Raw genomic sequence first — 23,394 nt, forward strand, 5'->3', positions numbered from 1 at the left:
GATCATCGGCAGCGCGGCTGAGAGGTGCCGGCCGGTCAGGGGCCGCCGGAGGCGTCCAGGTCGGCCAGCCGGGCGTGCAGCGGCTCGAACAGCGCCGGTGGCGCCGCGATGACCATGTCCGGCCCCGGTGGCAGCCCGCCCAGCCCGCCGACCCGCAGCCCGGCCTCGCCGGCCACCAGGCCGCCGGCGGCCAGGTCCCAGGCGGCCAGCCCCTTCTCGTAGTACGCGTCCACCCGGCCCTCGGCGGCCAGGCAGAGGTCGAGCGCGGCGGCGCCCAGCCGGCGGATGTCCCGGACGTGCGGGATCAGCTCGGCGACCACCCGGGCCTGGTGCGCCCGGCGACCCGGGTCGTAGCCGAAGCCGGTGGCCACCAGCGACTGACCGAGGTCGGTCTCGGTGGAGCAGCGCAGCCGCTCGCCGTCGCGCCAGGCCCCGCCGCCGAGGGTGGCGGTCCACTCCTCGCCGGTGCTGACGTTGCGCACCACCCCGGCGACCACCTGGCCGTCCACCTCGGCGGCGAGCGAGACCGCGCAGTGCGGCAGGCCGTAGAGGTAGTTGACAGTGCCGTCGATCGGGTCGAGGATCCAGCGCACCCCGCCCGGCCCGGCCGGCCCGCCCGCGCCGTACTCCTCGCCGAGCACCGCGTCCGCCGGACGCAACCGGTGCAGCGCGTCCATCACCTGCCGCTCCACCGCCCGGTCCGCGGCGGTCACCACGTCGGTGGCGGTGCTCTTGGTGGCCGCCACCGACACGCCCTCGGCCCGCATCCGGTACGCCGTCGCGGCCGCGTCCCGGGCCACCTCGACCGCGATCTCCAGCAGTTCCCGCGGCGCCGGCGCCGTCCGGTCCATCGTCCGTCCCCTTCCCGCACGACCGGGGTGTTCCGGATCCCGCGCGGGTATCATCCTTACAAAGTCCACATCTGCGTCGAATCGGCGGTCCCCACGGGGCACGCCGTGCGGCGGAGGATGATCGCCGCAGACGGCGTTACAATTCACCCCTGCCCACGCGCCACGGACCGCCAGCGACCGGCCGGCCCGGGACACGGGGGTTCCTCAACCACATCGTTCGGCACGGTGCCCCGCTCTGCGTCGGACGACCCGGCCGTGCTCGCTCTTCGCCTCCGGAAGGTCATTCGTGACAGAACCCCGCCAGACCGGCGCCGACGTTCGCTCGCTCACCGACACCCTGATCGCCCACGCGCAGAGCGCCGGCGGCCAGCTCACGTCGGCCCAGCTCGCGCGCACCGTCGAGTCCGCCGAGGTGACTCCGGCCCAGGCCAAGAAGATCCTGCGGGCACTCTCCGAGGCGGGAGTGACCGTGGTGGTGGACGGCTCGGCCAGCACCCGCCGTCGGGTGGCCGCCGCCCGCTCGGCCACGCCGGCGTCCCGGGCCACCACCGCCAAGACCACCAAGAAGGCCGCCGCGCCGGCCCCGAAGCAGGCGCCCGCCGCGGAGGAGGCCCCCGCCCCCGCGCCGCGGAAGGCGACCGCGCGCAAGGCCGCCGGCACCACCGCCGAGGTGGCCGCCAAGGCCGCGGCGCCGGCCAAGAAGGCCACCCGGGCCACCAAGGCAACGGTGGCCGCCGCGACCGGCCCGGCGAAGGCCACCAAGGCCGCCGGAAAGGCCAAGGGCGACGGCGCCGAGGGCGAGATCGACCCGGAGGAACTCGCCGCCGAGATCGAGGACGTGGTGGTCGAGGAGCCGGCCGAGCTGACCCAGGCCGCCGAGACCGACGCGGCCAACTCCGCTAGCGACAACGACTTCGAGTGGGACGACGAGGAGTCCGAGGCCCTCAAGCAGGCCCGCCGCGACGCCGAGCTGACCGCCTCCGCCGACTCCGTCCGGGCGTACCTCAAGCAGATCGGCAAGGTTCCGCTGCTCAACGCCGAGCAGGAGGTGGAGCTCGCCAAGCGGATCGAGGCCGGGCTCTACGCCGCCGAGCGGCTGCGCGCGGCCGACGAGGGCGAGGAGAAGCTCACCCGCGACATGCAGCGGGATCTGCTCTGGATCTCCCGCGACGGTGAGCGCGCCAAGAACCACCTGCTCGAGGCCAACCTGCGACTGGTCGTCTCCCTGGCCAAGCGGTACACCGGTCGCGGCATGGCCTTCCTCGACCTGATCCAGGAGGGCAACCTCGGCCTGATCCGCGCGGTGGAGAAGTTCGACTACACCAAGGGCTACAAGTTCTCCACCTACGCCACCTGGTGGATCCGCCAGGCGATCACCCGCGCCATGGCCGACCAGGCCCGCACCATCCGCATCCCGGTGCACATGGTCGAGGTGATCAACAAGCTCGGCCGGATCCAGCGTGAGCTGCTCCAGGACCTGGGCCGCGAGCCCACCCCGGAGGAGCTGGCCAAGGAGATGGACATCACACCGGAGAAGGTGCTGGAGATCCAGCAGTACGCCCGGGAGCCCATCTCGCTCGACCAGACCATCGGTGACGAGGGTGACAGCCAGCTCGGCGACTTCATCGAGGACTCGGAGGCCGTGGTCGCGGTCGACGCCGTCTCGTTCTCGCTGCTGCAGGACCAGCTCCAGCAGGTGCTGCAGACGCTCTCCGAGCGTGAGGCGGGTGTGGTACGCCTGCGCTTCGGCCTCACCGACGGCCAGCCGCGCACCCTGGACGAGATCGGCCAGGTCTACGGCGTGACCCGGGAGCGGATCCGGCAGATCGAGTCCAAGACGATGTCCAAGCTGCGGCACCCGTCGCGGTCCCAGGTGCTCCGGGACTACCTCGACTGATCCGCGATCGTCAACCCGGTGTGTCGTTTTGGCCACTTGGCGTGCAACGTCGGATGGTGATCGTTCGGTTGCACGAATGTGATCGTTGACGTGGCACCCTTGGTGCACGGCACACTGTCCCTGCCATGTGTGACCTCCGTCCCCCGCGGGCACACAGGGAAGGCAAGGCCCCACAAGGGTGTTGCACGATAGGTGAGCAACGACCGAAGAGATTGTTCATCGGTGACGACCAGAGGAGGAAGGCGATGACCCCGACCCTCACGCCGCCGCCCGAGACGGTGAGCCCCCCGGCCGCCGATGAACGGTGCGACCGCTGCAATGCTGCCGGCAAGCTCCGGATCACTCTGGCGGGTGGGAGCGAGCTGGTGTTCTGTGGGCACCACGCGAACAAGTACGCGGAGGATCTCGTGAAGATCACCGTGCGGTACGCGACGGACCCGGAGTTCAGCTGGCGTGGCGCGGATCTGATGGCGAACTGAGTCCGCTACCCGACATAGCCGGCCGGAGGCACCCCCAGGGTGCCTCCGGCCGGCTTTTTGCTGTCCGCACCCCGCCGGCACCGACTCGCCCCGCCAGCACCGCACTCGCCCGCCAGGACCGCCTGATGGCACGCGCCCACCCGCGTGACCAACCGCCCCGCACCGCCCACCCGGCACCTCCCGCCATCAACCGGAAGATCGTCTGATGCTGGGCAGGAGTGAGTCAGACCCGGTGCCCTGCTCACCCAGAGACGATCATGCAGGGAGGGGGACGGGCGGAGGGCACGAGCCAGCCGGGCCGAGGCCGGTCAGAGGGTCTGGACGGTGGCGATGCGTTCCTCCAGCTGCTCGATGGTGGCCTGGGCGCTGGGCGGGCCGCCGCAGAGCCGGCGCAGCTCGGCGTGGATCTTGCCGTGCGGCTGGCCGGTGCGGTGGTGGCGGGCGGCGACCAGGGCGTTCAACTGCCGGCGCAGCGCCACCCGGCGCTGGGCGGCGCTCATCGGCGCCGCCGGCTGCGCGGCGTCGGTGGCCGGCTCAGCCGACCGTGCGGCGGCCTTGCGTCGCTGGGCGGCCAGCTGCTCGGCCTGCCGCTTACTCAGCAGCAGGGCCACCTGGTCGGGGGAGAGCAGGCCGGGCAGGCCGAGGTACTCCTCCTCTTCCGGGGTGCCGGCCTGCGCGGCGGTGCCGAACGAGGCGCCATCGAAGATCACCTGATCGAGCTCGGCGGTGGCGGACAGCGCCGCGAACCGCTTCTCCAGCTCGCCGCTGGCCTGCTCGTCGCGCTGGGCGCGTTCGAGCAGGTCGTCGTCGAAGCCCTCGCGGTCCTTCGGCTTGCCGAGCACGTGGTCCCGCTCGGCCTCCATCTCGCTGGCCAACCCGAGCAGGTGCGGCACGCTGGGCAGGAAGACCGAGGCGGTCTCGCCGGGCCGGCGGGCCCGGACGAACCGGCCGATCGCCTGGGCGAAGTAGAGCGGCGTGCTGGCGCTGGTCGCGTAGACCCCGACCGCCAGCCGGGGGATGTCCACCCCCTCGGACACCATCCGCACCGCCACCAGCCAGCGCTGCTCGGACGCCGCGAAGCTGGCGATCCGCGCGGAGGCGCCGACGTCGTCGGAGAGCACCACGGCCGCCCGCTCGCCGGTCACCTGCTCGACCAGCTTGGCGTACGCGCGGGCGGCCTGCTGGTCGCTGGCGATGACCAGACCGCCGGCGTCGCTCATGCCGGCCTCGCGGAGCACGGTGAGCCGCGCGTCGGCGGCCCGCAGCACCTGCGGCATCCAGTCACCGGCCGGGTCCAGGGCGGTCCGCCAGGCCTGGGCGATCAGGTCCTGGGTCATCGGCTCGCCCAGCCGGGCGGCCAGTTCCTCCCCGGCGTTGGTGCGCCACCGCGTCTCCCCCGAGTACGCGAGGAAGAGCACCGGCCGGACCACGCCGTCACGCAGCGCGTCGGAGTAGCCGTAGACCGAGTCGGCGCGTGACCGGAGCAGGCCGTCGTCGCCCCGTTCGTAGCTGACGAACGGGATCGGGTTGTCGTCGGAGCGGAACGGGGTGCCGGTGAGCATCAGCCGGCGGACGGCCGGCTCGAAGGCCGCCTTCACGCCGTCGCCCCAGGACCGGGAGTCGCCGGCGTGGTGGATCTCGTCGAGGATGACCAGGGTGCGCCGGGTCATGGTGCGCCGCCGGTGCACCTGCGGGGCCATGCCGACCTGGGCGTAGGTGACCACCGCGCCGTGGAAGTCGGCCGAGGAGTGCAGGTCGGCGTTGCGGAACGCGGCGTCGAGCTGGATGCCGACCCGGGCGGCCGAGGCGGCCCACTGGGTCTTCAGGTGCTCGGTCGGGGCGACCACGGTGACCGCCTCGACGGTGCCGTCGGCGAGCAGCTCGGCGGCGATCCGCAGGGCGAAGGTGGTCTTACCGGCGCCGGGCGTGGCGACCGCTGTGAAGTCCTCGCTCCGGCGGCGCAGGTACTCCACCAGCGCCTTGCGCTGCCAGGCGCGTAGTGCCGGAAACGTCTCGATCGCCGGCAACCGGGCAGCCACGCGAGCGCTCCTCTCCGACCGCACACAGGCGGACCCCGGCCGAGGGCCAACGGGGACCGCCGCCCATGAAAACGCCTCCGCGCAGAAGATGCCGCGAAGGCCGACTCAGCATAACCAGCGGCCCCCACCCGGCGCAGCGGACGCCACGCTGGTCACCCGGGTCACACCGGGACCGCCGCCACCGGTGGCCCGCTCAGCCACCGGTGACCCCGGTGTCCACCGCACCGGTCACCGGTGCCGGGAGCGCCCCGCAGCGGGCTCCTCGCGCCGCACGAGCAGGCCCGACGGGCACGGTCAGAGGCCCGGGCCGCGCGGCGGGCGCAGCGTGGCCACCGGGGCCGACCAGCGCCGACGCAGCGCCACCAGGCGGATGCCGAAGACCAGCACCGCCGCGGCGATCAGCCAGCCGGCGTCGGCCAGGCCCAGGGCGTACAGCATCGCCACCGCCACCGAGCCGACGAGCGCGGCCACCGCGTAGATCTCCCGCCGCAGCACCACCGGGATCTCGGCGGTGAGCAGGTCCCGGCCGAGGCCGCCGCCGATCGCGGTGAGCATGCCGATCACGCAGGCGCCGACCGCTGGCACCTGGGCGTCCAGGGCCTTCAGCGTGCCGGTGACGGTGAACAGGCCGAGGCCGGCCGCGTCCAGCACCAGCACGGTGGTGCGCAGCCGGGCGAGCTGGGGATGCAGCCAGAACACGGCGGCGGCGGTGATCGCTGCGGTGGCCGGGTAGCGCCAGTCGGCGAAGGCCAGCGGCGGTACCTCGTCGATGGCGAGGTCGCGGAAGATGCCGCCGCCGAGCGCCGCCACGAAGCCGACGAAGACCACGCCGAAGAGGTCGAGCCGCTTGGCCACCGCCGCAGAGGCACCGGAGGCGGCGAAGACGGCCACCCCGGTCAGATCGGCGAGGAGCAGTGCGGTGGAGGTGGTCACCGCCGCAGGCTACGTGGGCGGCCGGACGGGCCGCCCGCGATCAGTCGGCCCAGGAGTCGTAGATCTCCTTGCACTTCGGGCAGACCGGCGAGCCGGGCTTGGCGGCCTTGGTCACCGGGAAGGTCTCCCCGCAGAGCGCGACGACGAAAGTGCCCATCACGGCACTTTCGGCAATCTTTTCCTTCCGGACGTAGTGGAACATCTCCGGACCGGTGTCGGCGTCCTTCAGCTCTGGACGCTCGAGGACCTCTGTGCTCACTTTTCCACCTCCAACCCGCAAGTCTGGCAGGTCACCGCGGCCCGGTCCACCTCAGCCCGGCCGGGGCGCAGGCCGTACCGTGGCTGTTGTGAACAACTTCCACATCCGTTACGGCACCGAGGTGGCCGACGCCCTGCGCGACGGGCGTCCCGTCGTCGCCCTGGAGAGCACCATCGTCTCGCACGGGCTGCCCCGCCCGGACAACCTGCGGGTGGCCCGGGAGATCGAGCAGGCGGTCCGGGACGCCGGGGCGGTGCCCGCGACCATCGGCATGGTCAGCGGCCGGCTCGTGGTGGGCCTGGACGACGCGGAGCTGACCCGGCTGGCCACCGCCGACGGCGTGACCAAGCTTTCCGTACGCGATCTGGCGGTGGCCGCCGCCACCTGCGCGGACGGTGCCACCACCGTGGCCGCGACCAGCGCGGTGGCCGCGGCGGCCGGGATCGCGGTGTTCGCCACCGGTGGCCTCGGCGGGGTGCACCGGGAGGCGGCCCAGACCTTCGACGAGTCGGCCGACCTGGTCACCCTGGCCCGGACGCCGATCGCGGTGGTCTGCGCCGGGGTCAAGTCGATCCTCGACGTGGGCGCCACGCTGGAGCGGCTGGAGACCCTCGGGGTCGGCGTGGTCGGCTACCGCACCCGGCGGTTCCCCGGCTTCTTCGTCACCGACGGCGGCTTCGACCTGGACTGGTCGGTCGACAGCCCGGAGCGGGTGGCGGACGTGCTGGCCGCCCGCGAGCAGCACGGGGTCCACCGCGGCGGCCTGATCGTGGCCAACCCGCTGCCGACCGACGAGCAGCTCGACCCGGACCTGCACGACCGCACCCTCGCCGAGGGGCTGGCCCGGCTGGAGCGCGACGGGGTGACCGGCAAGGCGGTGACGCCCTACCTGCTGGCGCACTTCCACTCGGCGACGGAGGGGGCGAGCCTGGCGGTGAACGTCCGGATCATCCTGCGCAACGCGGACCTCGCCGCCCGGATCGCGGCCGCCGCGGCCGCCCGCCGCGCCGACGCATGACCGCAGGCCGCGTCCTCGTCGTCGGTGACCTGATCACCGACGTGGTGGCGGTGCTGGCCGGTCCGCCGGCCACCGGATCCGACACGCCGGCGGCGATCCGGTTCAGCGGTGGCGGGCAGGCCGCCAACACCGCGGCCTGGCTCGCCGCCCGGGGCGTGCCGGTGACGCTGGTCGGCGCGGTCGGCGACGACAGCCAGGGGCGGGACCGGGTGGCCGAGCTGGCGCGCGCCGGGGTCGACTGCGCGGTCAGCCGGCATCCGGACCATCCCACCGGCACCGTGATCGTGCTGGCCACCGACGGCGAACGCACGATGATCACCGAGCGGGGCGCGAACCTGCGGCTGACCCCGGAGCACGTCGAGGCGGCGCTGGCCGCCGCACCGGACGCGGCGCACCTGCACCTGTCCGGCTATTCGCTGCTGGACGCGGCGTCCCGCCCGGCCGGCCTGGCCGCGTTGGCCGCCGCCCGCGGGCGTGGGCTCACCACCAGCGTCGACGCGGCCTCCGCCGCGCCACTGCGGCGGGTCGGCGCGGCGGCCTTCCTGACCTGGGTACGGGAGGTCGACCTGCTGTTGGTCAACGCGGACGAGGCGACCGTGCTGGCCGGCGGGCTAGACCCGGCCGCCCAGGGGCGGGCGTTGACGGCGTCCGCCCGGCGGGTGGTGGTGAAACGGGGCGCGGCCGGGGCGGTCTGGGTGGACCGGGACGGGGCGGTGACGGTGTCGCCGGCCCGTCGGGTGGCGGTGGTGGACGTCACCGGTGCCGGGGACGCGTTCGCGGCGGGACTGCTCTCCGCCTGGCTGTCCGGGGCGGCACCGGCGGCGGCGCTGGCCCGGGCCGGTGACCTCGGCGCGTCGGCGGTGTCACAGGTCGGCGCCCGCCCGAGCTGAGCTGAGCCGGCCGGGTGGGGTGCCCGCCCGCCCGGGCTGAGCCGAGCCGGCGGGGTGGGGCGCCCGCCCGAGCCGAGCCGGCCGGGTGGGTGGCCGGTCGGCCGGTCAGGGCTCGGCGTCGATGACCTTGTGCGGCCGTTCCTCGGCGGTCAGGCTCATCGGCGGGGTCTCGTCCCGGTGCCGGGCCTGGAACCGGTTCATCAGCCGGTGCTCGTCCTTCGGCGGCCGGTCGTTGGCCAGCAGCACGGCCAGCCACGGAATGAGCACCATGCCCAGTGCGACCATCGGCAGCCAGAGCCAGAGCAACGGGGCCTGCGCGCCGACCAGGATCGCACCGACGATCAGGCAGGCCACCCGGATGCCCATCATCAGCACGTACCGCTTCTGCCGGCTGGTGAGCTGGTCGTCCTGGCTGCGCGAGGCGTCGGTGATCAGGATCGGCTGGTACGCCTGACGCTTCACCACGGACCTCCTCGAGGGGGTTACGCCTCATCCTGTCACCCCGAGGCCGTGATCAGCGAAATTCCGGGCATCGAGCTTCGTGTTACGTGCGTGGTACGCTCGCCCCGTGGGCAGCAGGTTCAGCTTCACCGACGAGGCGTTGGCCAACCTGCGGGTCTACGACGTCACGCCGGGGGAAGTCTGGGAGGCGCTGCACAGCAGCCGGCGGGTCATCCGCCACCTGGGCGACGACGTGATGGTCGTCTACGCCGCCGCCCGCCGGGGGCGCCGGCTGGCCGTGCTGCTCGCCGAGGCCGACGGCACCGACAACGACTGGGACATCCTCTCCGCCCGGGAGCTGAGCGACGTCGAGGCCAAGCGCTACGACGAGGCAGTGCGGAGGTCCCACCGACGAGGAGGCGGTGACGATGCACCGTAACGACGCGACCAAGCAGTTCCACAGCGGCGGTGACCGGCTCGCGGAGCTGATCGACGAGAGCCCGCCGGTGGAACTGCCCACCCCCGACACCGACACCCCGATGGTGAGCCGCTCGGTCCGGTTGCCGCTGGAGACCTACGAGCGGGTGCGCGCCGCCGCGGACGCCCGGGGCATCGGCGTCACCACGCTGATGCGGCAGTGGATCGAGGCCGGGCTGGCCGACCTCGACGACTCGGCCACCGTCTCGCTCGCCGACGTCCGGCGCGCGCTGGCCGCGCTGGCCCACCCGACGGCCGCCTGACCCGGGCCCGCTCAGGGGGCCCGGTGGAAGTCGCCGCCCGGCTCCCCGCCGTGCAGCAGCGGTGAGGCGGGCACCTCGGCGCCCCGACCTCGGCTGCGCCACGTGTCGGCGGTGGCCACCGCGGCCAGCACGGCGGCGACCGCCACCAGCGCCACCATCGGCGAGCCCCGGGTGAGGGCCGGCGTCAGCAGGAGCAGTACCGCCAGGCCGCCCCACCGCGACCAGGACACCCGGCCGAAGATCTCGTACTCGAAGCGAGCCCGGGCGAGCAGGAAGATCGCCGGGCCGCCGACCACGAAGGCCAGCCAGACCGGGTCGATCCGGTCGTAGGGGTGCTGGATCACCAGCTCGTAGCCGACGCCGGTGGCCAGCACCCCGACCACGATGACCAGGTGGGTGGCGCCGACCGAGGAGCCGAGCCGCCCGGCCGACCGGGCCACCCGCAACGCCTCGGCGAGCAGGTGACCCGCCCGGTGGAAGTAGATCCGCCAGAGCAGCGCCGTGGTGACGAACGCGACGGCGAAGGCGGCGGCCCGGTCGGCGGTGAACGCCTCGCCGCTGTACGTCAGGCCGATCACCAGGATGGTCTCCCCCAGCGAGATGAGGAAGATCTGCTGGTACCGGTCGGCCAGGTGCTCGCCGGCGATCAGCCAGCCGGACGCGCGTGCCGGGCCCAGTCGGGGCAGCGGCCAGCCGAGCAGCAGCCCGGTGCCGTCGACGGCCACCGCGAGCAGCCACAGCGGCAGGCGCAGCTGCTCCGGCGCGAACGCCCCGGCCAGCCACGGCACGGCGCCGACCGCCGCCCAGGCGGCGACCCGCAGCGGGACCGCGCGGCGCGGATGGCGGTGCAGGGCGGCGGCGATGACCAGCGGCCGGCCGATCATCGCCGCCAGGTAGCCGAGCACGAACGGCAGGGCCCGGTCCTCGAACGCCCCGGGCAGCGCGACCGCCATCACCATCGCGCCGAACATCGACCCCACCACGACGAACTGGATCACGCCGCGCTCGGGCTCGTACCGGCTGGTGACCCAGGTGGTGATCGACCAGAGCAGCCAGAGGGCGAGGAAGAGCACGCTGGTTCGCCCGATCTCGGCCACCAGCTCGACGACGGACGCCCCAGCGATGTCGATCAGGCGCACCGAGACCCGGGTCAGCGCGAAGACGAAGACCAGGTCGAAGAAGAGTTCGAGGAAGGTGGCCCGGGTCGCGCTGACCTCGGGACGCAGCAGTCGCGCACCGCGTCGGTCCGTCATCGGTCGCCCGTCGCCATCCTGCCTACAACGACCGGGCCGACGTCGGGGTTGCGTCAGGCCTGCGCGGACTTCGCCTTGGCCGCCGCCTTCATCTGCTGCTTGTACTCCCGCACCCGGCGCAGCGAGTCCGCGTCGACGACGTCCGCCACCGACCGGTGGGCGTCCGGGTCGCCGTAGCCGCCGGCGGCCTCCCGCCAGCCCTCCGGCGTGACGTCGAACCGCTTGCCGAGCAGGGCGAGGAAGATCTGCGCCTTCTGCTTGCCGAAGCCGGGCAGGTCGGCGATCCGCCGCAGCAGTTCCCGGCCGTCGGTGGCGTCGGACCAGAGCCGGGCGGCGTCGCCGTCGTACCGGTCGACGAGGACCCGGCACACCTCCTGCACCCGGGCGGCCATCGCCTTGGGGAACCGGTGCAGCGCGGGCGGCTGGGCGAAGAGGGCGACCAGAGCCTCCGGGTCGTACCCGGCGAGTTCGGCGGCGTCCGGCTCGTGGCCGAGCCGCTGGGTCAGCACGTACGGCGAGGAGAACGCCTTCTCCATCGGCACCTGCTGGTCGAGGACCATGCCGAGGAGCAGGGCCAGCGGGCTGCGCGCCAGCAGCCGGTTGGCCTCGGGGTCGATGGGCAGCGCGAGCGTCATGGCAGTCATGGTCCCGCACGAACCGGCCCGGGTGCAGCCGGGACGCCCGACACGCCAGCGCGTGCCGGCGCCGGCCCGGCACCCGGGCGCGGCCCGGCGGACCGGTCAGGTCGGTCCGCCGGGCCGGGTCGACGTCAGTTGACCACGAACAGCAGCCGGTTCGGCGAGCCGGAGCCGGGGTTGGTCACCTTGCCGGTGGTGACGTTGCTGGTCAGGTAGCTGCTGACCTGCGACGGCGACCAGGACGGGTTGGCCGACAGCACGAGGGCGGCCGCGCCCGCCACGTGCGGCGAGGCCATCGAGGTGCCGCTGATCGTGTTGCTGGCGGTGTCGCTGGTCCGCCAGGCCGACAGGATGCCCGAGCCGGGGGCGAAGACGTCCACGCAGGAGCCGTAGTTGGAGAACGACGAGCGGGCGTCGCTGCTGGTGGTGGAGCCGACGGTGATCGCGGCCGGAGTACGGGCCGGCGAGTAGTTGCAGGCGTTGGCGCTGGAGTTGCCGGCCGCCACCGCGTAGCTCACCCCCGAGTTGATCGAGTTGGCCACCGCGTTGTCGATGGCGCTGCTGGCCCCGCCGCCGAGGCTCATGTTGGCGACCGCCGGCCTGACCGCGTTGGCGGTCACCCAGTTGACGCCGTTCACCACGCTGGTGGTGCTGCCGCTGCCCGAGCAGTTGAGCACCTTGACCGCGATCAGCCGCACCTGCTTGGCGACGCCGTAGGTGGAGCCGCCGACCGTGCCGGCGACGTGCGTGCCGTGGCCGTTGCAGTCGGTGTTGTTGCTGTCCACCGTGTTGGTGCCCCAGGTGGCCCGGCCGCCGAACTGCGAGTGGGTGGTCCGGATGCCGGTGTCGATGATGTACGCCCGCACGTTCGACGCGGTGCTCGGGTAGGTGAAGCTGCGGCTCAACGGCAGGTTGCGCTGGTCGATGCGGTCCAGCCCCCACGGCGGGTTGGACTGGGTGGCCTGGACGGTGAGCACCTGGTCCTGCTCCACGTAGGCGACCGCCGGGTCGGCGGCGAGCCGGCCGGCCTGGGTGGCGGTCATCCGGGCGCTGAAGCCGGTCAGGGCCGCGCTGTACACGTCGCCGACGCTGCCGCCGTACCGCCTGGTCAGCGCGCTGGCCCGCTCCGGCACGGCGGCCCGGGCGGCGGCGGTGCCCGCGGCGCCCGCCGCGTCCGGCCGGAGGACGACCAGGTAGCTCCCGCTGATCGCGGTCGGGGACGCGGCGCCCCGGATCTGCCCGGTGGGTGGCGCCGCCAGGGCGGGGGTGGCGGCCGCGGTGACGGCGGCCATGCCGGCGGCGACGGCGAGCGCCCGGAACAGACGCCGCCGCGGAACGGACCCTGCTGGCATCGTGTGCCTCCTCATCGGTACGCCCGGCCGGTGCCTGCTGGGCCGCGGGGCGCACCCTCGACGACTGGTGCCGCAGATGGTAGCCGTTGCATCGATGATGATGATAGAGATGTTTGTCGATTGGTTTGGTCATCCGGCGCGGATGTCGCGGGTGGCGACGCCCACTGCGGCGGCAGGAGGCAGGATGGCGACGTGGACGAACACGACATGCTGCTCTCCCCCGCCGGGGTGACGGCGCTGCGGACCGCGCTCACCCGGGCCGGGTTCACCGCCAACGGCATCGCCACCCGGCTGGGTCCGCAGGCCACCGGCGGGGTGGCCCGCAACGACTTCCGGGCCGCGCTACGGGCCACCGAGGAGCGCGATCCGCTCGGCACCCTCATCCGGGTCTTCATCTGCGAACAGACCGAGCCGGAGGCGGCGGTGGCCGCCGCGCTGGCACCCCTGTCCATCGAGGAGGCGCTCGCCGGCGGCCTGGTCGAGCGGCACGGCGACGGCCTCCGGATGGGCCTGGACCTGGAACCGTACGGCGACGACTGGTGGGTGCTCGCCGACGTGCCGGCCAGCGCCCGGCCGGGTCGGCCACTGCACGCCGAACACGTCCTCGGCATCGGCGGGGCGACCCAGACCCTGATCGGCGCCACCGTCCGGCGGCCGGTGGAGACCGCCCTCGACCTGGGCACCGGCTCCGGGGTGCAGGCGCTGCACCTGTCCACCCACGCCCGGCGGGTCACCGCCACCGACGTGTCCGAGCGGGCCCTGCGCTTCGCCGCCACCACCGCCGCGCTCAACGGGCAGGACTGGGAACTGCTCCGCGGCGACCTGGTCGCCCCGGTGGCCGGGCGCCGGTTCGACCTGGTGGTGAGCAACCCGCCGTTCGTGGTCGGTCCCGGCACCACCACCCACGTCTACCGGGACTCCGGGCGGGTGGGCGACGCGATCGGGGCCGAGTTGGCGGCCGCCGCGCCCGACCTGCTCACCGAGGGCGGCACCATGCAGTACCTGGCGAACTGGGTGCACGTGACCGGGGAGGACTGGGCCGAGCGGGTCACCGGCTGGTTCGCCGGCACCGGCCTGGACGCGTGGGTGATCCAGCGCGAGGTGGCCGACCCGATGGCGTACGTCAACCTGTGGCTGACCGACGTCGGCGAGGCCGCCGACCCGCACCGGATGGCCGACTGGCTGGACTGGTTCGACGCGCACAAGGTGGAGGCGATCGGCTTCGGCATCGTGTCGCTGCGCCGGGCCGGGCACGACGACCCGGTGATCCGGGTCGAGGAGCTGCGCCAGCGGGTGGAGGCGCCGATGGGCGACCGGATCACCGGCTGGTTCGACCGGCAGGACTGGCTGCGTACCCGCGGCGCCGACGGCCTGCTCGCCGAGCGCTACCGGGCGGCCGAGGGGCTCCAGCTGCGCCAGGAGGCCACCATGGGCGACGAGGGCTGGGCGGTGGATCGGCAGGTGCTCGCCATGCCGCACGGGCTGCGCTGGACCGAGGAGATCGACCCGCTGGTGCTGGCCCTGGTCGGCGGGGCCGACGGGCGGTTGCCGCTGCGCGACCAGCTCGCCCTGCTCGCCGCCGCGCACGACGTCGCCGTCGAGGAGCTGGCCGAGGCGGCCGGGCCGATCGTGGCGCACCTGGTCGAGCGGGGCTTCATCGAGCCGGTGGCCGGCTGATGCGGGCGGTGGTGCAGACCGTCGGCCGGGCCGGCGTGACCGTCGACGGCGAGCTGGTCGGCGCGATCTCCGACGGACTGCTCGTGCTGCTCGGGGTCACCCATACCGACACCGTGGAGACCGCGCGCACGATGGCCCGCAAGGTGCACGAGCTGCGCATCCTCGACGACGAGCGGTCGGCGGCCGACACCGGCGCGCCGATCCTGGTGGTCAGCCAGTTCACCCTCTACGGCGACGCCCGCAAGGGGCGCCGTCCGACCTGGACCGCGGCGGCGCCGGCCGAGGTCGCCGAACCGCTGGTGACCGCGGTCGTCGAGGCGCTGCGCATCCGGGGGGCGAAGGTCGAGACGGGCCGGTTCCGCGCGCACATGCTGGTGGAGAGCGTCAACGTCGGGCCACGCACCATCCTGCTCGATCTCTGACCGGCTCCGACCGGGCGGACCGCGAGGGCGGTGGCGGAGTGACGCCGTGGCGCGACCCCGCCACCGCCAGCTGTTCACCGGGCCGGGCGGCGGCGGTAGAACCGTCGCATGCCATCGCCCTCACAGCCCTTTACCGCCGGCCGGACGAGACGGCGGCTGATCGCCGCCGCGGCCGCCGCCGGACTGGTCGCGGCCGGCGCCGCCGCGATCCAGTCACCGGCCACCGCGGCCGACCCGGCCCCGCCCGCCCCGGCCGCGACCCGGGACACCCACACCGTCACGCTGGTCACCGGCGACGTGGTCACGGTGACCACGTTCGCCGACGGCCAGGCCACCGCCGACGTCGACCGGCCCGACCACGCCACCGGCGGGGTACGGATCCAGCAGAGCGGCGGCGACCTGTACGTGCTGCCCGACGAGGCGCTGCCGCTGCTCGGCAGCGACCGGCTCGACCGGCGGCTGTTCAACGTCACCGACCTGATCGAGATGGGCTACGACGACGCCCGAACGGCCGAGCTGCCGCTGATCGCCACCTATCCCCCGGCCAAGGCCCGGGCGGGCCGCCCGGCCGCGCCGCGCGGCGCCAGGGTCGTCCGCGACCTGCCCAGCGTCACCGGCGCCGCGCTGGCCGCCGACAAGAAGCAGGCCCGCGCCCTCTGGTCCGCGGTCGCGTCCACGCCGGCGGCCCGGTCCGGCTCGGCACTCGGCGGCGGGCTGACGAAGCTCTGGCTGGACGGCCGGGTGACGGCCAGCCTGACCGAGAGCGTGCCGCAGGTCGGCGCCCCCGAGGCGTGGGCCGCCGGGTACGACGGCGCCGGCGTGACCGTCGCGGTGCTGGACAGCGGGATCGACGCCGGCCACCCCGACCTGGCCGGCCAGGTCGACGAGGCGGTCAGCTTCGTGCCCGGCGAGGACGTCTCGGACGTGCACGGCCACGGCACCCACGTCGCCTCGACGATCGCGGGAACCGGGGCGGCCTCCGGCGGCGACCGCAAGGGCGTCGCGCCCGGCGCCGACCTGATCGTCGGCAAGGTGCTCGGCAACGACGGGTATGGCCAGGACTCGTGGATCATCGCCGGCATGCAGTGGGCGGCCGAGTCCGGGGCCGACGTGGTCAACATGAGTCTCGGCGACGCGTCGCGGACCGACGGCACCGACCCGATGACGGCGGCGGTGGACACCCTCACCGCGCGGCACGGCACGCTCTTCGTGGTGGCCGCGGGCAACTCCGGCCCGCAGACCATCGGCTCGCCCGGCACCTCGGCCAGCGCGCTGACCGTCGGCGCGGTGGTCAAGCAGGACGAGCTGGCCTGGTTCTCCAGCACCGGCCCGCTGGCCCGCACCGGCGCGCTGAAGCCGGACCTCACCGCGCCCGGCGTCGCCATCACGGCCGCCCGCTCCGGGCAGGCCCCCGGCGAGGGCGCGTACCAGAGCATGGACGGCACCTCGATGGCCGCGCCGCACGTGGCGGGGGCGGCGGCGATCCTCGCCCAGCGGCACCCCGACTGGTCCGGCCCGCAGCTCAAGGACGCGCTGATGAGCAGCGCCAAGGGCCTGTCCGACGGCTACCAGCCGTACCAGGTGGGCAGTGGCCGGCTGGACGTGGCGGCGGCGGTGCGTGCCACCGTACGGGCCACCGGCTCGGCGTTCTTCGGCAGCTTCGACTGGCCGCACGAGCCCACCGACGCGCCGGTCAGCAGACCCGTGACGTTCACCAACTCCGGCCCGACGGACGTCACCCTGGACCTCGCGCTCACCGGCGCCGGCCCGTTCACCCTGGGCGCCACCTCGGTGACCGTGCCGGCTGGCGGCAGCGCCGACGTCGCGGTGACCGGCGACCCGCGGGGCGACGCCCACGGCCAGCTCACCGGCTACCTGGTCGGCACCGACGCGGCCACCGGCACGCCGGTCACCCGCACCGCGCTCGCCCTGCTCAAGGAGGACGAGCGGTACGACCTGACGATCAAGCTGACCGGCCGGGACGGCGAGCCCGCCAGCTCGCAGGTGGTGCTGAAGAAGGCCGGCGAGTTCTACCCGTGGCGGTACGCCGTCGACGGCGAGCGGACGCTGCGACTGCCGCCGGGCACCTACACCGTCGAGACCGTGCTGGACGTCCCGGGTGAGCGGCCCGACCGGCTCGGCCTCGCCCTGCTGGTCGACCCGGAGACGGTGCTCGACGGCGCGGCCGAGGTGGTACTGGACGCGAGCCGCGCCCGGCTGCTCGACACCACCGCGCCGCAGCGCACCGAGGACCGGCAGCGCCGGCTCGACTACCTGGTCGAGTACGCCGGCGGAGACGCCTACCGCGCGGCGTACCAGCTGCCGGTGCGGTACGACGACCTCTATGTCATGCCGACCGAGCCGGTCAGCCAGGGGTCGTTCACCATGGCCACCCGGTGGCGCAAGGGCGAGCCGATGCTCAGCCTCCACTCCCCCGGCGAGCCGCCGCTCGACGCCACCGTGCAGCCGGGCAGCACGCTCACCGCGGGCAGCGGGAAGCTGCGCCCGGTCCACGTCGGCACCGGCGCCCCCGCCGAGTACGCCGGCGTCGACGCGAAGGGCCGGATCGCGGTGGTGACCCGCAGCGACGCGGTCTCCCCGCCGGAGCGCGCCGCCGCCGCGGTGGCGGCCGGGGCGGCGCTGCTGCTGGTCGTCAACGACGGGCCCGGCATCCTCAACGAGTACGTCGGCGAGTCGCCGATCCCGGTCGGCACCCTGCACCGGGACGCCGGGCAGCGGCTGATCGCGGCGATCCGGGGCGGCGCGGCGCCCAAGCTGACCGTCGACCGGACGCCGTACGCCGGCTACGTCTACGACCTGACCCGGGTCTACCCGGACCAGGTGCCGGACCGGGCACTCGCGTACCACCCGGGCCACCAGGACCTGGCCCGGCTCGACGCCCGGTACCACGCCGTGCGGGACACCGCGGGGGCCGGCTACCGGTACGACATGACCTTCAGCCCGGCGTTCGGTTTCCCCGAGTCCGAGTGGCACCCCGGCACCCGTACCGAGTGGGTCACGCCGGACGTGGTCTGGCACGAGGTGCACCAGCAGAGCAGCTGGACCGACACCGCGTACCTGAACACGTACGCCAAGGGCACCGCTACCCGGCTGGACTGGTTCGCACCCGCCGTCCGGCCCGCCTTCAACCGGGCGTTCGCGGTCCGCAACAGCCGGTACCGGGACTTCATGACCCTCAACGTGCAGGCCTGGAGCCCGTCGGACGACGTCCTGGAGCACGGCGGCAACCTGGACTGGGGGTCGGTGCCGACCAACCTGAAGCTCTACCAGGGCGACACCCTGCTGGCCGAGAACACCTTCAACTCCGACCTGCAGTGGACCGAGGTACCCGCCGGCACGCTGCCGTACCGCCTGGTGCTGGACGCCTCGCGGCCGGCCGAGCAGTGGCGGCTGTCCACCCGTACGCACACCGAGTGGGACTTCGTGTCCAGCTCGAACGAGGCGGACACGTTCGTGCCGTTCGCGCTGCTCCAGCTCGACTACGCGCTGGAGACGGACCTGCGGGGTGACCTCAAGGCGGGCACCAGCCAGCAGATCAGCGTCACGGCCGGACCGCAGCCGGGTGGCACCGGCACGGGCACGGTCACCTCGGTCGAGCTGGAGGTCTCGTACGACGACGGTGGCAGCTGGCAGCGGGTGACGTTGAGCCGGGGCGCCGGCGACCGGTGGACCGGCGCGCTGAAGCTGCCGAAGCAGCCCGGCGGCTTCGTTTCGGTACGGGCCGCCGCCCGCACCGACGCCGGCTTCGCCATCCGGCAGGAGCTCATCCGGGCGTACGGCGTGCGCTGAGCTGACCGGCGGAGCCCCGGGACCGGCACCGTCCCGGGGCTCCGCCGGCCCCCACCCCCTGTTCAAGATCCATCAGCGTGGCCCATACTCTCCGTGCCGTCACCGCCGGAGGGAGGCAGCCACCGATGCTGGGCGCGCTGGGTCTGAACCCGGACGACGAGGCGGTCTACGGTCTGCTGGTCCGGCGCGGGTCGGCCGGTCCGGCCGAGCTCGCCGACGCCCTGCGGATGCCGGTCGCGGCGGTCGGCGCGGCGCTGTCCCACCTGACCGCGTCCGGCCTGGTGAAGTGCGGACCGGACGAGGCGTACTCGGTGGCGCCACCCGCGGTCGCGCTCGGCGCGCTGATCAGCGAGCAGCGCAGCGCCCTGCGCAGCGCCGAGCTGGCGCTGGTCACGTTGGCCGAGGAGTACCGGGGCGCGGTCGCGGGCCGGGCCATCGACGAGCTGATCGAGGTGGTCACCGGGCTGGACGCCGTCCGCCACCGGTTCGCCCAGGTGCAGCACGCCGCCCGGACGGAGGTCCGCAGCTTCGTCACCGCGCCCTTCCTCGCCGTACCACCGGGCACCAACGCGGTCGAGGAGGTGGCGGTGGGCCACGGGGTGCGGTTCCGGGTGGTGGTGGACCGCCCGACGCTGGCCGAGCCCGGGGTGGTCGCCGAGACCCTGGAGTCGCTGCGCAACGGGGTGCAGGTGCGGGTGGTCGACTCGTTGCCGATCAAGCTGATCCTGGCCGACGCGGACCTGGCCCTGGTGCCGCTCACCGCCACACCCGGTGGCGAGCCCGGTGCCGTGCTGCTGCACCGCACCGGGCTGCTGGCGGCGATGGACGCGCTGTTCGAGACCGTGTGGCGCACCGCCCGCCCGCTCGACCTGACCGCCGAGGGCCTGACCGAGCGCCCGGACGGCGACGGCGCGGCCGGCCCCACCGAGCTGGACCGGCGGATCCTGGCGCTGCTGCTGGCCGGGCTCACCGACCAGGTGGTCGCCGCCCAGCTCGACCTGTCGTTGCGGACGCTGCAACGGCGGCTGCGCCACCTGATGGACCTGGCCGGCGTGGAGACCCGGATGCAGCTCGGCTGGCACGCCGCGCGGCACGGCTGGACCTGACCGGCCGGCGCCCAGCGGGCAGGCCGGCCCGGTCCGGTGCGGTCAGAAGAAGAGGCCCCGGCGCTGCAGCGACTGGCGCAGCCAGCCGTCGAGCTGCGCGGCCCAGTCGGTGCGGTCCATGGTGGCGTAGTCGACGGTGAACCGGCCGAACGCGTCGCGGCCCTCGGTGAGCAGCCCACCCCGCTTGTCCAGCTCCAGCACCACCTGCAGCTGCCGCGGGTCCGCGATGAAGGTCACCTCCAGCTGGTTGATCGCGCGGGCGTACTGCGGCGCCGGGTGGAACTCGATCTCCTGGTAGAACGGCAGGGTCTGCCGTACGCCGTAGATGTGGCCCCGCTCCACATCGGCGCGGGCGAACCGGAAGCCGAGCCGCAGCAGTGCGTCCAGCAGCCGCTCCTGGGCCGGCAGCGGGTGCACCGCGACCGCGTCCAGGTCGCCCTTGTCGACCGCCCGGGCCACCTCCAGTTCGGTACGCAGCCCCATCGTCATCCCGTGCAGGTGCTGCCCGTACAGCTCGGTGACCGGGGTCTCCCAGGGCACGTCGAAGCGGAACGGGATGTCGTAGCGCTGCCCCGGCTCCAGCCGGAACGCGCCGGTCACCTGCTGCCGGTGGAACTCCTGGGTGGTGTTGTACTCGTTGTCGCCGCTCTCCACCTCGACCCGGGTGACCAGGCCCAGCGCCACGTAGCTGACGTCGACCTGGTGGTCGCCGCCGGCCACGTGGACGGTGCCCTCCAGTTGGCCGCCGGGCCGGCAGTTGGGGTTCGCCAGCACGGTTTCCACCGACGGGCCACCCACACCCATCGCCTGCATGAGCCGTTTGAAGACCACGACGCCCTCCGTTGCCTGTTCCGCGCCGGCCGGCGCGATCGACCCCGCTGGCCGACCGCTGGCACGGTAACCGGGCCCGGCAACCACCGGCGGCCGACACCCCGGCATCCGCCGTCGCGCCGAGATTGGTGTCGGTTCCCCGATCGCCTCACTCCCGTTTCACGCCCCGCCCGCCAAGCTGTGTGTCACACCGGCACCACTGGGCCGGGCGAGCGGCACCGAAGCGGACACGGGGAGAAGAGATGGCCCTGCAGATGACGGAGCACCGGGTGCGCGGCACCATCGAGGCCGAGCACGGCACCGACACCCTGACCGACCTGGACGCCACCGACGAGCGCGGCGTCTCCACGGATCTGGTCCGGGCGTACCTGAACGGCATCGGTCGTACCAAGCTGCTCACCGCCGCGCAGGAGGTCGACCTGGCCAAGCGGATCGAGGCCGGGCTCTTCGCCGAGGAGAAGCTGGCCACCTGCACCCCGGTCTCGGCCGAGCTGCGCGCCGACCTGGAACTGATCGCCGCGGAGGGCCACGCCGCCAAGAACCACCTGCTCGAGGCGAACCTGCGGCTGGTGGTCAGCATCGCCAAGCGGTACACCGGTCGCGGCATGGCCTTCCTCGACCTGATCCAGGAGGGCAACCTCGGCCTGATCCGCGCGGTGGAGAAGTTCGACTACACCAAGGGCTACAAGTTCTCCACCTACGCCACCTGGTGGATCCGCCAGGCGATCACCCGCGCCATGGCCGACCAGGCCCGCACCATCCGCATCCCGGTGCACATGGTCGAGCAGGTCAACCGGATGGTCCGGGCCCGCCGCGAGCTGTCGGTCACGCTGGGCCGCGAGCCCACCGTCGCGGAGGTCGCCCGGGCGCTGGACATCCCGGAGTTCCAGGTGATCGAGCTGATCTCGTACGACCGGGAGCCGGTCAGCCTGGACCAGGCGGTCGGTGAGGACGGTGAGAGCGCGCTCGGCGACTTCGTCGCCGCCGTCGACCCGGGCGCCGAGCCGGGCGACGCGGCCGCGCAGGGCGAGCTGCGCAACGAGGTGAGCATCGTGCTGGCCACCCTCTCCCAGCGGGAGCAGGCGGTGATCCGGCTCCGGTTCGGCCTCGACGACGGCCGCCAGCGCACCCTCGACGAGGTCGGGCGCGAGTTCGGCCTGTCCCGGGAGCGGATCCGGCAGATCGAGAAGGTGACCCTGCTGAAGCTGCGCGCCCCCGAGCGGGCCCAGCGCCTGGAGGCGTACGCCTGCTGACGGCGCCTGCCGCACCGTGGCCCCGGCGGTTCGCCGGGGCCACGGTGCGTCCGGGGTGCTTGACCCGGCACCGGATCCACGGTACAAACCAACTGGTTATACAACCAGGAGGTTATGAACGGTGGCCACCGATCTGGACGCGACCTTCGCCGCGCTGGCCGACCCGACCCGGCGGGCCATCCTCGCCCGGCTGGCGGCCGGCGAGGCCACCGTCACCGAGCTGGCCGCGCCCTTCGCGATGAGCCAGCCGGCCATCTCCAAGCACCTCAAGGTGCTGGAGCGCGCCGGGCTGGTCAGCCGGGGCCGGGACGCCCAGCGGCGGCCCTGCCGGCTGGTGGCCGGGCCGCTCCGGGAGGCCAGCGCCTGGCTGGCGAACTACCGCGACTACTGGGCGGAGAGCTACCAGCGCCTGGACGCCCTGCTCGACGAGCTGCAGGCCGACGACCGGACCGCGGGGCGACGGGACGCGGCCCGGTGACCGGCCCCGACCCGCTGGTGGTCGCCACCCCGGGCGACCGGGAGATCGTGCTGAGCCGGCTCTTCGACGCGCCCGCGCACCTGGTGTTCGCCGCCTTCACCCGCCCGGAGCTGCTCGTCCGCTGGTACGGCGCCCGCGGCTGGCGGCTGGTCGAGTGCGAGGTGGACCTGCGGGTGGGCGGGCACTGGCGCTACGTCTCCCAGGGCCCGGACGGCGAGCGGATGGGCCAGGCCGGCGTGTACCGCACGGTCGAGCCACCACACCGGCTGGTCTGCACCGAGCTCTTCGACGACCAGTCCTACCCGGGCGAGACCCTGGTCACCCACGAGTTCACCGAACTCGTCGGGCGGACCACGGTCACCACCACCCTGCGGTACGCCACCGCCGAAGGACGCGACCGGGTGTTGCGTTACCCGATGACCCGCGGCGTCGGTGAGAGCTTCGCGCGGCTCGCCGAGCTGCTGCACGAGACGACGAGGTTAGGAGAGGCACCGTGAACTGGACCCTGGAAGTGGTGATCGTCCCGGTCTCCGATGTGGACCGGGCCAAGGCGTTCTACGCCGACCAGCTCGGCTTCGCCGTCGACCACGACACGGTAATCGGCGACGACGCGCGGATCGTGCAGCTCACCCCGCCCGGCTCCGGCTGCTCCATCGTGATCGGCAAGGGCGCCGTGCCGGAGATGCCACCGGGCTCGCTGAAGGGCCTCCAACTGGTGGTGCCCGACCTGCACAAGGCCCGGGCCCAGCTGGTCGAGCGGGGCGTCGAGGTCAGCGAGATCCAGGTGCTGGGCGAGAACCCGCGCCCGATGCCGGACCCGCTGGACAACGTCGGCTTCGTCTTCTTCACCGACCCGGACGGCAACGCCTGGGCCGTCCAGCAGATCTCCGACCGGGCCTGAGCTTGTCGTTTAACCCGTGCGCCGTTTACGTGCGGTGATGCTCCGGTCACGTTTGATCGTTTTGCCGACGTCGTGGCGGGGCGCCGGCCTGCGGTTGGTGGAGCCGGGTGGGCGTCCGGGGCCTGG

Annotated in this window: 23 protein-coding genes; 14 read left to right on the forward strand and 9 right to left on the reverse strand. The window is 73.8% G+C overall.

The features are described from left to right. Positions 1-35: 35 nt before the first annotated feature. Positions 36-851 (reverse strand): inositol monophosphatase family protein, encoded by an 816-nt coding sequence (locus DLJ47_RS16280; protein WP_109900837.1) that lies wholly within the window; start codon positions 849-851, stop codon positions 36-38. A gap of 286 nt (positions 852-1,137) precedes the next feature. On the opposite strand from DLJ47_RS16280, the gene DLJ47_RS16285 reads away from it, so the two are divergent. Continuing rightward, the gene (locus DLJ47_RS16285; protein ID WP_109900838.1) at positions 1,138-2,748 is read left to right on the forward strand and encodes an RNA polymerase sigma factor; all 1,611 of its coding nucleotides are present in this window, start codon (positions 1,138-1,140) and stop codon (positions 2,746-2,748) included. A 245-nt stretch (positions 2,749-2,993) separates the two neighbouring features. Further along, positions 2,994-3,227 carry a DUF7455 domain-containing protein gene (locus DLJ47_RS16290; protein WP_073835435.1) on the forward strand — a complete coding sequence of 78 codons (234 nt, stop codon included), beginning with the start codon at positions 2,994-2,996 and terminating at the stop codon, positions 3,225-3,227. A 308-nt stretch (positions 3,228-3,535) separates the two neighbouring features. On the opposite strand, the gene DLJ47_RS16295 is transcribed toward DLJ47_RS16290, so the two are convergent. From DLJ47_RS16295 to DLJ47_RS16305, 3 genes are all read right to left on the reverse strand, one after another. Further along, positions 3,536-5,266, reverse strand: coding sequence for a DEAD/DEAH box helicase (locus DLJ47_RS16295; RefSeq protein ID WP_109900839.1), 1,731 nt, complete (start codon positions 5,264-5,266; stop codon positions 3,536-3,538). A gap of 294 nt (positions 5,267-5,560) precedes the next feature. Beyond that, positions 5,561-6,199 (reverse strand): trimeric intracellular cation channel family protein, encoded by a 639-nt coding sequence (locus DLJ47_RS16300; protein WP_109900840.1) that lies wholly within the window; start codon positions 6,197-6,199, stop codon positions 5,561-5,563. A gap of 40 nt (positions 6,200-6,239) precedes the next feature. Continuing rightward, on the reverse strand, positions 6,240-6,458 hold the full coding sequence (locus DLJ47_RS16305) for a DUF3039 domain-containing protein (protein WP_088995333.1): 219 nt from the start codon (positions 6,456-6,458) through the stop codon (positions 6,240-6,242). A gap of 88 nt (positions 6,459-6,546) precedes the next feature. On the opposite strand from DLJ47_RS16305, the gene DLJ47_RS16310 reads away from it, so the two are divergent. Both DLJ47_RS16310 and DLJ47_RS16315 read left to right on the forward strand, forming a co-directional pair. Next, positions 6,547-7,476 (forward strand): pseudouridine-5'-phosphate glycosidase, encoded by a 930-nt coding sequence (locus DLJ47_RS16310; RefSeq protein WP_109900841.1) that lies wholly within the window; start codon positions 6,547-6,549, stop codon positions 7,474-7,476. Next, positions 7,473-8,366, forward strand: coding sequence for a carbohydrate kinase family protein (locus tag DLJ47_RS16315; RefSeq protein ID WP_109900842.1), 894 nt, complete (start codon positions 7,473-7,475; stop codon positions 8,364-8,366). The genes DLJ47_RS16310 and DLJ47_RS16315 overlap by 4 nt, the downstream gene beginning before the upstream one ends. 105 nt (positions 8,367-8,471) lie before the next feature. On the opposite strand, the gene DLJ47_RS16320 is transcribed toward DLJ47_RS16315, so the two are convergent. Continuing rightward, a complete protein-coding gene (locus tag DLJ47_RS16320) occupies positions 8,472-8,831 on the reverse strand; it encodes a DUF3099 domain-containing protein (RefSeq protein WP_199235873.1) in 360 nt (119 codons plus the stop codon). Positions 8,832-8,934: 103 nt separating this feature from the next. Between DLJ47_RS16320 and DLJ47_RS16325 the strand changes: the two genes are divergently transcribed. Together DLJ47_RS16325 and DLJ47_RS16330 are read left to right on the forward strand one after the other, a co-directional pair. Beyond that, entirely contained in the window at positions 8,935-9,246 is a 312-nt protein-coding gene (locus DLJ47_RS16325; protein WP_172899378.1) for a hypothetical protein, read from the forward strand. Further along, the gene (locus tag DLJ47_RS16330) at positions 9,236-9,547 is read left to right on the forward strand and encodes a hypothetical protein (RefSeq protein ID WP_088995336.1); all 312 of its coding nucleotides are present in this window, start codon (positions 9,236-9,238) and stop codon (positions 9,545-9,547) included. Before DLJ47_RS16325 ends, DLJ47_RS16330 begins: the two co-directional genes overlap by 11 nt. 11 nt (positions 9,548-9,558) lie before the next feature. Here DLJ47_RS16330 and DLJ47_RS16335 read toward each other — a convergent pair whose 3' ends face one another. The 3 genes from DLJ47_RS16335 to DLJ47_RS16345 all read right to left on the reverse strand — a co-directional run bounded on the left by DLJ47_RS16335 (position 9,559) and on the right by DLJ47_RS16345 (position 12,790). Continuing rightward, complete coding sequence (locus tag DLJ47_RS16335) at positions 9,559-10,800, reverse strand: low temperature requirement protein A (RefSeq protein ID WP_109900844.1); 1,242 nt, start codon at positions 10,798-10,800, stop codon at positions 9,559-9,561. 53 nt (positions 10,801-10,853) lie between these two features. Then, positions 10,854-11,444, reverse strand: a complete 591-nt coding sequence (locus DLJ47_RS16340; protein ID WP_109900845.1) for an HhH-GPD-type base excision DNA repair protein — start codon at positions 11,442-11,444, stop codon at positions 10,854-10,856. 125 nt (positions 11,445-11,569) lie between these two features. Beyond that, entirely contained in the window at positions 11,570-12,790 is a 1,221-nt protein-coding gene (locus tag DLJ47_RS16345; protein WP_109900846.1) for a S8 family peptidase, read from the reverse strand. Between the two features lie 192 nt (positions 12,791-12,982). Here DLJ47_RS16345 and DLJ47_RS16350 point away from each other — a divergent pair, with 192 nt between their 5' ends. From DLJ47_RS16350 to DLJ47_RS16365, 4 genes are all read left to right on the forward strand, one after another. Next, on the forward strand, positions 12,983-14,467 hold the full coding sequence (locus DLJ47_RS16350) for a DUF7782 domain-containing protein (RefSeq protein ID WP_109900847.1): 1,485 nt from the start codon (positions 12,983-12,985) through the stop codon (positions 14,465-14,467). Continuing rightward, a complete protein-coding gene (dtd, locus tag DLJ47_RS16355; RefSeq protein ID WP_088995341.1) occupies positions 14,467-14,889 on the forward strand; it encodes a D-aminoacyl-tRNA deacylase in 423 nt (140 codons plus the stop codon). The genes DLJ47_RS16350 and dtd overlap by 1 nt, the downstream gene beginning before the upstream one ends. Before the next feature lie 108 nt (positions 14,890-14,997). Beyond that, positions 14,998-18,699 carry a S8 family serine peptidase gene (locus tag DLJ47_RS16360; protein WP_109900848.1) on the forward strand — a complete coding sequence of 1,234 codons (3,702 nt, stop codon included), beginning with the start codon at positions 14,998-15,000 and terminating at the stop codon, positions 18,697-18,699. Positions 18,700-18,824: 125 nt separating this feature from the next. Continuing rightward, a complete protein-coding gene (locus DLJ47_RS16365; RefSeq protein WP_109900849.1) occupies positions 18,825-19,805 on the forward strand; it encodes a transcriptional regulator TrmB in 981 nt (326 codons plus the stop codon). Positions 19,806-19,847: 42 nt separating this feature from the next. Here DLJ47_RS16365 and DLJ47_RS16370 read toward each other — a convergent pair whose 3' ends face one another. Continuing rightward, complete coding sequence (locus DLJ47_RS16370) at positions 19,848-20,636, reverse strand: sporulation protein (protein WP_109900850.1); 789 nt, start codon at positions 20,634-20,636, stop codon at positions 19,848-19,850. A gap of 242 nt (positions 20,637-20,878) precedes the next feature. On the opposite strand from DLJ47_RS16370, the gene sigB reads away from it, so the two are divergent. The 4 genes from sigB to DLJ47_RS16390 all read left to right on the forward strand — a co-directional run bounded on the left by sigB (position 20,879) and on the right by DLJ47_RS16390 (position 23,268). Then, complete coding sequence (gene sigB / locus DLJ47_RS16375; RefSeq protein ID WP_109900851.1) at positions 20,879-21,889, forward strand: RNA polymerase sigma factor SigB; 1,011 nt, start codon at positions 20,879-20,881, stop codon at positions 21,887-21,889. Between the two features lie 121 nt (positions 21,890-22,010). After that, entirely contained in the window at positions 22,011-22,367 is a 357-nt protein-coding gene (locus DLJ47_RS16380; RefSeq protein ID WP_109900852.1) for an ArsR/SmtB family transcription factor, read from the forward strand. Next, positions 22,364-22,864 (forward strand): SRPBCC family protein, encoded by a 501-nt coding sequence (locus DLJ47_RS16385; protein ID WP_109900853.1) that lies wholly within the window; start codon positions 22,364-22,366, stop codon positions 22,862-22,864. The genes DLJ47_RS16380 and DLJ47_RS16385 overlap by 4 nt, the downstream gene beginning before the upstream one ends. Next, positions 22,861-23,268 carry a VOC family protein gene (locus DLJ47_RS16390; protein ID WP_109900854.1) on the forward strand — a complete coding sequence of 136 codons (408 nt, stop codon included), beginning with the start codon at positions 22,861-22,863 and terminating at the stop codon, positions 23,266-23,268. Before DLJ47_RS16385 ends, DLJ47_RS16390 begins: the two co-directional genes overlap by 4 nt. Positions 23,269-23,394 lie beyond the last annotated feature (126 nt).

The sequence above is a fragment of the Micromonospora sp. S4605 genome, from assembly GCF_003176715.1.
Lineage (GTDB): Bacteria > Actinomycetota > Actinomycetes > Mycobacteriales > Micromonosporaceae > Micromonospora > Micromonospora echinaurantiaca.